Here is an 8,561-nt window from a genome sequence, read left to right as displayed (position 1 = left end):
TCGGGCCGCCGAGGCGCGGGCGCGGGCAATCCGGCTGCGGCTCGAGGCGGAGAATAAAATCAAGCGGCCGCCGCCGTGGAACAAGCCCTAGCCTCCAGGGCGGCCACTTTAGAGCGACGAGCGTAAGCCCACTGCGAAAAATCCGGTCGAATCGCGCGGTGCGCTTACGCTCGTGAACGCCGGTCCTATCACCTCGACGTGTGGAAAGCCGGCGCCTGGGTATCTTGGCGAGCGTATGTCTACAGCTCGAACACAACCGGATCAGCGCGAACTCGACGGCGTTCTGGGAACCATCGACGCCATCTCCCAGGCCTTCGCGGCAAAGATCGTTGGGCAGCGCGAACTACGCGAGTCGCTGCTGATCGGCCTGCTTGCCGGCGGTCACATCCTGCTCGAAAGCGTGCCGGGCCTGGCCAAAACCACCGCCGCCAAGGTGCTCGCCGAGTCGATACACGGCCGGTTCCAACGCATCCAGTGCACGCCCGACCTGCTGCCCAGCGACATCGTCGGCACCCAGATCTACGACTCGGCGACCAATTCGTTCGTCACCCAGCTCGGTCCGGTGCACGCCAACATCGTGCTGCTCGACGAGATCAACCGGTCCAGCGCGAAGACGCAGAGCGCGATGCTCGAGGCGATGGAGGAGCGGCAGACCACGATCGCCGGGCAGGTGCACCCGCTGGCGGATCCCTTTCTGGTCATCGCCACCCAGAACCCCGTCGACCAGGAGGGAACCTATCCGCTCTCCGAGGCGCAGACCGACCGCTTCCTGCTCAAGGAGATCGTGCGCTATCCCTCACCGCAGGAGGAGGTGGAAGTGATGACGCGGATCGACGCCGGCGTCTACGACAAGGGGCGACCGGCCCCGCCGGTGGTCAGCCTCGACGACGTGCTGCGCCTGCAGGAGGTGGTGCGCCACGTCCACATGGACCGCGCGCTCATGCTTTACGCCGGCCAGCTGGTCGACGCCACCCGTCACCCGGAGCGGGCGTTGCCCAAGCAGATCGCGCGCCTGGTCGAATACGGCGCCAGCCCACGCGCCACCATCGCGTTCTGCAAGGCGGCCCGGGCGCAGGCCGTGCTATCCGGGCGCGCACACGTGCTGCCCGAGGACATCGCAAAACTCGCCCACCGGGTGCTGCGGCACCGACTGATCCTCGGGTTCGAAGCGGCCAGCGCCGATATCACCGCCGAGGTCGTGGTCGACGCCGCGCTGCGGGCCGTCCGGGTCCCCTAGGGGCCACAGGGCCATCGTGGGCAAACACCTCAACCGGGCGAAAGCCCACTTCGGCACCGACACACGCGGTCTGCTCGAAGGCGGCCGCTACGCGCTATTGCATACGCGCAGCATGGAATTCGACGACCTGCGCCCATACGTGCCCGGCGACGACGTCCGCGATATCGACTGGAAGGCGTCCGCGCGCTCGGGCGGTGTGCTGATCAAGCGGTTCGTCTCCGAAAAGCACCACAAGATCCTGCTCGTCGCCGACGCTGGCCGCAACATGTCGGCGCTCGCCCCGAGCGGAGAGTGCAAACGCGATGTCGCCGCGCACATCATGGGTGCGGTGGGATTGATCGGCCTACGGCGATCCGATCAGATCGGCATGGTTTACGGTGACCGCCGCGGTTGTGTGAACGTCCCGCAGCGGCGCGGCGAGTCACACATCGAGGGGCTGCTGCACCGCTGGTATCAGCACACGACGGCCGGCCCCGGCCGCAGCGACATCGCCGCCCAACTCGATTACGTCGCAACGCATTACCGGCACACCATGCTGATCATCGTGGTGTCCGACGAACCCGAGGTCGACGAACGACTCGGCGAAATGCTTACCAGGCTGACCGGGCGCCACGACATCATGTGGGCGATGGTGTCGGACATGCCCGCCGTGGGACCCGACGACACCGACGGATACGACGTCGCCACCGGGCGCTTCGTGTTGAACGGCGCCGACCTCGGACCGCGCGTCGTCGCCGCCTATCGCCGCGCGGAGCAGGCCCGCCGCACCCACCTCGATGCCTTCCTGACCGCTCGCGCGATCCCGCACGCAATTATCAGCGGCAGCAACGAGATTCGGCGTGAACTCGTCCGCTTGACCGAGGTGGCCGCTCGTGCCGGATGATCTGCTGCGTCATCTGTTCGGTCCACAGCCCTACTCGCCGTGGTGGCTGTGGCTGGCCATTGTGCTGCTCCTCGCCATCATCTGTTGGTATGCGGGCGTTTTCGCGTGGACGCTGCCGTCGCAGCGGTTGCGGCACATCCCCGTCGTGCGGCGGATGCATGCCCAGGTGATCCGCCGCCGGTTCGCCCGTCGCGTACAGCGCATCGCCGAGGAGTGCGACGCCGGGCAGATCTCGGCGCCGGCGGCGTGCGCCGCGATGAGCCGAACGGTGCGCAGCTTTCTGCATCAGGCGACCGGGGTGCGGGCCCAATATCTGCAAGTCGGCGCCATGGCCGACGCGGACCTCGCCGGGGCCGCACCCGTGTTGGCCCGGCTCGGTGATGCGCAGTTCAACGCCGAGTCACAAGTCGACGTCGCCGACGTGAGTGGCCGGGCGCAGGAGTTGATCCGGTCGTGGACCTGAGGTGGTGGCCGGTAGCGGCCATCGGATCGGCCGTCGTTGTCGCGGTGGTCGCGCTGGCGGCGCTGCTTCCGATGACCGCGGCTCGCCGGCGGCTACGGCCGTTGGCCAACATCGCACGGCTGACCCGGTTGCCCGAGTACGCCAAAATTGCTCGGCTGCGGTCCCTCTCGACGATCGTGACCCTGGTGGTGCTGACGGTCATGTTCGGCGCCGCGACGTGGGCCGCGGCCCGTCCGAGCGTGGCGCGTGACGATTTCGACGCCGCTCACCCCGAAGACATCATGGTGTGCGTCGGGCAACCGGTGACCGATGCGGCCACCGCCGAACTGCTCGGCTACTTCGCGCGCCAGACCGCCACCTCACCTCAGGCGCAACGCATCGGCCTGACATCCGTCAACCGCCGCGTGGTGCCACTGACGCGCGACCATCAGTACGCCGCGGCGCAATTCGCCGACTACCTCGGCGCCCATCAGGCGCACACGTCGTTTGCCCCGCCGGTGCCCTACTCGGACTATGCCGCCAGCGTGAACGACGTTCTCGCGCTGTGCCTCTCAGGGTTTCCGTCCGCCGAGCATCCCAACACGCACCGGCGCTCGGTGATCTATCTTGGACCGTCGGATCTACGTGCCGCGGCAGAGCAGCGCGCCGCACTGTTCGCCGATGGCAGCGTTCGGGCCCTGGCCCAGCGGACCGGGGCGCAGGTCAATGTGATCGACACCGCTCCGTCGCCGGCAAGCGGTTCGCTGACCGCGCTCACCCGGCAGACCGGCGGCCGGTACGTCGTGGCAGGCACGACGTCGGTGACCGCGGCGCTCAACGGGATCCGGGCGCACGCCCCGCCGGCGCGCACGGCCGACGGCGCCGTCGTGACGGCGGACTTCCAGGACGCGCCGGCGGTGCCCCTGGCGATCGCGCTGTTGTCGGCGGCCGTGCTCTCGGTGGCCCTATTGGTGTTGCGCCGATGACGTTTCAACCCCTGCTGCCCTGGCCGATCCTCGCGGTCGTCGCCGGAGCCCTTGCCCTGGCCCGCCTGGTGGCGCTGTGGCGGGTGCTTGCGTCGGCGGGCAGCCGCCGTCACCACGCGGTGCTGCGTTGGACCGGCGTGACTCTGGCGGTGCTGCTGCTCATCATCGCGACCACCCGCCCGGCGCTTTTGAACGACGACCGCCGCGACGCGACGGCAGCGGCCGGCGCCGATCTCAACGTGTTCCTCGTCGTGGATCGGTCGGCAGAATCGAATATCGGCGACGGCGAACCACGGATCGCGGGGATGCGCGACGACGTCGCCGCGTTGATCGAGCGATACCCCGCGGCACGGTTCGCGCTCATCACCTTCGCCTCGAAGGCCTCCCTCGATTGGCCGCTGTCCGAGGATGTTTGGAGCCTGCGACCGACCATCGCGGCGCTCGGGTCGAGCGACGCGGGTCCCGACGCGAACGCGGGAGCGGCGGACAACGTGCTGCGCTACCAGCTGATCCAGGCGACGCAGCAATATCCGGGGTCGCGCAACGTGGTGCTCTACTTCGGTTCCGGTGCGCCCGGATCCCAGGCGCCGCAGGACGACTTCAAGCTCACTCGGGGGACGGTGAGCGGGGGAGCGGTGCTGGGATACGGCCGCGGCGACGCGATCGACGAACCCGAATTGCGCAGGCTGGCCGCACAGCTCGACATTCCGTACGTCCACCGGGATTTTGGGCAGCCCTTCCGGCCGACCCTGCCCAATTCGCCGCACCGCGTCGAGGCCGACCGGATCGAGCTGTACTGGTTGCCCGCGTTGCTGGCGGCGGGACTCCTGCTCGTCGAGATCTACCTCTCGACCCGAGAGTTCCGGCGCGGCCGCATCGCCCGACGGGACTTGACGTCATGACGCGCGGACCGGCGCGCTTGCGGCTGCGACGGCGTCTTGTCGTCTGCTCGGCCCCGCTGACCGTCCTAGCGCTGGTGATCGCCGTCAAACTGATCTCGGTTGCCGTGGCGGGGAATTGGGCCGCCTCGTCGTTCGTCCGTGGCGATGGGAGCGCGGTGCGAGCCGACGCGGCGATTCTCGGCATGGCCAACCTGGTGGAACCGGCGAAGGCGCCCTTCGTCGCGGGCACCGCCGCCGTGCTCGACGGCCGACTCGAGGACGCCGACGCGCACTTCGCCGACGCGCTGGCCCGCAGCGACACCGCCGGCTCCTGCCCGGTGCGGGTCAACCTCGAACTGGTCCGCGAAACTCAGGGCGACCGGGCCGCGGCGGCGGGGGACCGCGCACGCGCCGACGAACGCTACACGAGTGCGCTGGCCGTCGTCGACGCCGCGCCGCGCGGCTGCTTCTCCGGCAACACCGACCCGGACCCGCAGCGACAAGCCATCCGCGACGACGCGGCAAACAGGTTGGCGGCCAAGAGAAACGCGCTCAATGCACCGCCGGAAGCACCGCCACCCCCGCCACCGCCACCAGCGGCGCCCCCTCCGCCGCCACCGCCGCCGCTCGTCACCGTCGCACCCGACGGCCGCGAGATCTCGCCGCGGCGGCTCGACCCGGGCGGGGGCGATCCGCTCGACAAGTTGCAGCAGGTGCTGCAGGATGCGGCCGGCGCCGCGCCGCCGGGGGAGTCGCCGTAAGGGTGTGTCAGTGTCGTGGCATGTACGAACCGTGTCCCTGCGGCAGCGGCGAGACCTATCGCGCGTGTTGCGGGCCCTTGCATGACGGTGAGCTGCAGGCCCGAACGGCCGAGGCGTTGATGCGCTCGAGGTATTCGGCATTCGCGCGCGGCCACGCCGACTACCTCTTTCGCACCTGGCATCCGCGCACCCGGCCGTCCGAGGTGACCGTCGATCCCAGCATCACCTGGACCGGCCTAGAGGTGAGCGACACCGTCGCGGGTGGGGCCGACGACGATGCCGGGGAAGTGGAATTCACCGCCCGCTACGACTCCGCCGGCCGCGCCGACAGTCTGCATGAGCGCAGCCGCTTCGAGCGGCGCGCCGGCCGATGGTTCTATCTCGACGCCGTCAAGAAATGATCTCTCTGGTTTGGAGCGAGTGACGGGATTTGAACCCGTGTGTACGGCTTTGCAGGCCGCTGCCTAACCACTCAGCCACACCCGCACAACTCGCAACCATGCCAGCGGACGCGGGCAAAGCCCAGCTTTTTGCTCTGCCCGATCATTTCGTGCAGCCGCCGGGTATGGATTGAGCCCCGCTGTGCGGCGCGAGGTGACCGATCCTGCGGATAAACTGGCGGTGTTGGAGTTCCAAGAGGCGCCGTTGGTGCGAGGCTCGCAGCGACCGCCGATCGTGAAAGTCGTTGGTGTGCAGTGATCGGGTCGGGCGGCTTCACCGAATCAGCCGCACTGGAAGTCATGCAGTCTGACGACGGTGCGGCCGCTGGTTATCGGGAATGGCAGGCTGCCGCGCAGCGTGCGGGTCAAAGAGTGCTGCGGGAGCCGGACGGCACATACGTGCTGTGGCAGCGCGACGACGTCCTCGCCGCCGTACGTGATGGCGAAATTTTCGCCAGCCGCCAAGGCGAACTGATGCCCGGCAAACCGCCATTCGGGCCGTACCGGAAAATAATGGTCGACCTGTTGTTCACCCCGGGAAATTCGCGGGACATGCTGATGCCCGTCCGGGAAATCATCGAACAATGCGTCGGTGCCGTCGCGACGCAACTCGATCACTGCGATGGCGCTGGTGTCGCCGAGGTTGTTTGGCGCGCAGCATTCGTCACGGTCTGCGGATTGCCGACGGACACGGCTCTCGATGCGGTCAACGTGGAGCTGGTGAATGCTATTCGCCGAGCGCCCCAGGGTGGCCCCGATGTGATCAGCCGCCTCGCCACCGAACCGCTCACCGACTTAGAAGTAATGGGGTTGATGGCGTCGGTGGGCCGCGGTCTCATCTTTGCCTCGCTCGCAATCAAGGCAGGGCTGGCGGTGCTGGCGCGCAAGCCGATGCTTCAGCGGGAGTTACGCGAGAAGCCGGACCGGCAACGCAGGTTCATCGAGGAGCTGCTGCGATTAGATGGCGGAGCGAAGACCGTTTCACGAATCACGACTCGGAACGTGACGATCGGCGAAACGACGATCCCAGCGGGGTCTCCCGTCGAGTTATGTGTTGGACTGGTTCACCGTGACGAAGCTGACGACATGTCAGGTCACAGCGTCAAATTGGATGGTTCGCAACGGCATTGGAGTTTCGGGGGAGGCCCGCACCGGTGTCCCGCGTCGCACCTGGCCCGGGATCTGCTGAGGGTGTTCTTCGAGGTGTGGCTTGCAGAGGTCCCATTTTTCTGGTTCGACTGGAGCAGTGGCGATGTTCCCAAAGCGTGGTATCCCAAAGCCTACAGCGCTTTGCCAGCAGTGATTTTCGACGGTTGGTTCCCCGTTCACGTGCCGATCAGGTGGCGACCGGAGCGGTGACTGGGGGACGGGGTGAAATGCAGCCCGCTCACCGTCACAGGCCGATGTAGACGGCCTTGGTGTTGAAGTAGGCCTCGATACCCTTGCGGCCACGCTCGCCGCCCCAACCCGACTGCTTGTGGCCGCTGATCGGCATCGACGGGTCTGCCGCCAGCGAGGAGTTCACCCAAATCTGGCCGGCGCGAAGCTCATTCACGACGCGGTGGGCCCGGGAGAGGTTCTCGGTCCAGATAGATCCGGCCAACCCGTAGTGCGTGTCGTTCGCGGCGGCGATCACCTCGTCCTCGTCGTCGAACGGGATCACACAGCCCACCGGCCCGAAGATCTCCTCCTTGATCAGGCGCATGTCGGGCGTGGTGTTGGTGATGATCGTCGCCTCGTAGAAGTAGCCCTTGCGGTCCATCGGCTTGCCGCCGGTGATCACCTGCGCGCCACCGGCCACGCCGTCGTTGACGATGCCTTCGACCCGTTTGCGTTGTTTGTCGCTGATCAACGGGCCCAGCACTGATTCCGGATCATCGCTGCCGCCCATCGGCAGCATCTGGGCGAATCCCGCGAGGCCCTCGACCACCTTGTCGTAGATGCCGCGCTGGACGTAGATGCGCGAGGTGCATGAGCAGTTCTGGCCCGAGCCGGCGAGCAGGCCCATGCCCGCCCCCATGATGGCCTTGTCGAGGTTGGCGTCGTCGAACATGATCAGCGGCGATTTGCCGCCGAGCTCGAGGGTGAGCCGCTTGAGATTTCCCGCGGCCGCCTTCACGATCAGTCGACCGACCTCCGTCGACCCGGTGAAGGAGACCTTGTCGACGTCCGGGTGCGCGGTCAACGCGGCGCCGGTGGTCTCGCCGTAGCCGGTGATGACGTTGAGGACGCCGTCGGGCAGACCCGCCTCGCGGAAGATCTCTTCCAGTTTCAGCGCGGTCAGCGGGGTCTCCTCGGCGGGCTTGAGGACCGCACTGCACCCCGCCGCCAGCGCGGGTGCGACCTTGAGCATCGCGACGAAAAACGGCCCGTTCCAAGGGATGATGAGGCCGACGACGCCGACGGGCTCGAGCTGGGTGAAGGTGTGGTAGGTCTCCCAGGTGCCGAGCAGGCCGTCGGAGACGAGATTGGCGGACTCGCCGTGGATCTTGCCGACCCAGCCGGCGTAGTACTTCAGCATGTCTACCGACACCGGGATGATGTGGCCCGCGGCCGTCAGGTTCATCCCGTTGTCCTGCGACTCGAGCGCGGCCAGCTCGTCTTTGCGTTCCTCGATGATGCGCGCCGCGCGGAAGAGCACGTTGGCGCGGTGCGATGCGGGCGCCTTGCGCCACACCCCCGACTCGAAGGTCTCGCGTGCCCGGGCCACCGCCGCGTCGACGGCCGCCTGGTCGGAATCGGGGACTTCCGCGATCTGCTCCTCGGTGGACGGGTTGAAGACCGCAATGGTGTTACTCAATGTTCCTCATGGCCCTTCACTCGCGGAAAATGCTGGCGTCGCGCGACAGAGGTTACGCGCTTAACCAGAGGGTGTCCAGTACGCATCCGAAGGCAGCGGCGAACCTGCAACCTAGGCGGATTCCGCTGGTC

At 67.5% G+C, this 8,561-nt stretch carries 9 protein-coding genes and 1 tRNA gene; 8 read left to right on the top strand and 2 right to left on the bottom strand.

Features of this window, described 5'->3' with window-relative positions:
- The first annotated feature begins 235 nt into the window (after positions 1-235).
- The 7 genes from DQP58_RS17610 to DQP58_RS17580 are packed head-to-tail and all read left to right on the top strand — an operon-like array spanning position 236 to position 5,591.
- On the top strand, positions 236-1,237 hold the full coding sequence (locus DQP58_RS17610; protein WP_112709558.1) for an AAA family ATPase: 1,002 nt from the start codon (positions 236-238) through the stop codon (positions 1,235-1,237).
- A gap of 16 nt (positions 1,238-1,253) precedes the next feature.
- Positions 1,254-2,120 carry a DUF58 domain-containing protein gene (locus DQP58_RS17605; RefSeq protein WP_112709557.1) on the top strand — a complete coding sequence of 289 codons (867 nt, stop codon included), beginning with the start codon at positions 1,254-1,256 and terminating at the stop codon, positions 2,118-2,120.
- Positions 2,110-2,583 carry a hypothetical protein gene (locus tag DQP58_RS17600; RefSeq protein ID WP_112709556.1) on the top strand — a complete coding sequence of 158 codons (474 nt, stop codon included), beginning with the start codon at positions 2,110-2,112 and terminating at the stop codon, positions 2,581-2,583. The genes DQP58_RS17605 and DQP58_RS17600 overlap by 11 nt, the downstream gene beginning before the upstream one ends.
- Positions 2,574-3,548 carry a hypothetical protein gene (locus DQP58_RS17595; protein ID WP_112709555.1) on the top strand — a complete coding sequence of 325 codons (975 nt, stop codon included), beginning with the start codon at positions 2,574-2,576 and terminating at the stop codon, positions 3,546-3,548. The genes DQP58_RS17600 and DQP58_RS17595 overlap by 10 nt, the downstream gene beginning before the upstream one ends.
- Entirely contained in the window at positions 3,545-4,450 is a 906-nt protein-coding gene (locus DQP58_RS17590) for a vWA domain-containing protein (RefSeq protein ID WP_112709554.1), read from the top strand. Before DQP58_RS17595 ends, DQP58_RS17590 begins: the two co-directional genes overlap by 4 nt.
- Positions 4,447-5,190 (top strand): hypothetical protein, encoded by a 744-nt coding sequence (locus DQP58_RS17585; RefSeq protein ID WP_112709553.1) that lies wholly within the window; start codon positions 4,447-4,449, stop codon positions 5,188-5,190. The genes DQP58_RS17590 and DQP58_RS17585 overlap by 4 nt, the downstream gene beginning before the upstream one ends.
- A gap of 20 nt (positions 5,191-5,210) precedes the next feature.
- A complete protein-coding gene (locus tag DQP58_RS17580; RefSeq protein WP_112709552.1) occupies positions 5,211-5,591 on the top strand; it encodes a YchJ family protein in 381 nt (126 codons plus the stop codon).
- A gap of 11 nt (positions 5,592-5,602) precedes the next feature.
- Here the strand turns inward: DQP58_RS17580 and DQP58_RS17575 are convergent.
- Positions 5,603-5,676, bottom strand: a tRNA-Cys gene (locus DQP58_RS17575).
- Positions 5,677-5,885: 209 nt separating this feature from the next.
- Between DQP58_RS17575 and DQP58_RS17570 the strand changes: the two genes are divergently transcribed.
- Positions 5,886-6,989 (top strand): cytochrome P450, encoded by a 1,104-nt coding sequence (locus DQP58_RS17570; RefSeq protein ID WP_112709551.1) that lies wholly within the window; start codon positions 5,886-5,888, stop codon positions 6,987-6,989.
- A gap of 34 nt (positions 6,990-7,023) precedes the next feature.
- Here the strand turns inward: DQP58_RS17570 and DQP58_RS17565 are convergent, their stop codons facing one another.
- On the bottom strand, positions 7,024-8,430 hold the full coding sequence (locus DQP58_RS17565; RefSeq protein WP_112709550.1) for an aldehyde dehydrogenase family protein: 1,407 nt from the start codon (positions 8,428-8,430) through the stop codon (positions 7,024-7,026).
- Between the last annotated feature and the right edge of the window lie 131 nt (positions 8,431-8,561).

It is taken from the genome of Mycobacterium colombiense (genome assembly GCF_003284975.1).
Lineage (GTDB): Bacteria > Actinomycetota > Actinomycetes > Mycobacteriales > Mycobacteriaceae > Mycobacterium > Mycobacterium europaeum_A.
Note: the sequence above shows the minus strand (reverse complement) of the source record. Positions and strands in the feature narration are given on the sequence as shown.

What these genes read in the sequence shown, in the direction of transcription:
- DQP58_RS17585 (WP_112709553.1), top strand. Translation starts at nt 4,447, where the DNA reads ATGACGCGCGGACCGGCGCGCTTGCGGCTGCGACGGCGTCTTGTCGTC.
- DQP58_RS17610 (WP_112709558.1), top strand. Translation starts at nt 236, where the DNA reads ATGTCTACAGCTCGAACACAACCGGATCAGCGCGAACTCGACGGCGTT.
- DQP58_RS17580 (WP_112709552.1), top strand. Translation starts at nt 5,211, where the DNA reads ATGTACGAACCGTGTCCCTGCGGCAGCGGCGAGACCTATCGCGCGTGT.
- DQP58_RS17590 (WP_112709554.1), top strand. Translation starts at nt 3,545, where the DNA reads ATGACGTTTCAACCCCTGCTGCCCTGGCCGATCCTCGCGGTCGTCGCC.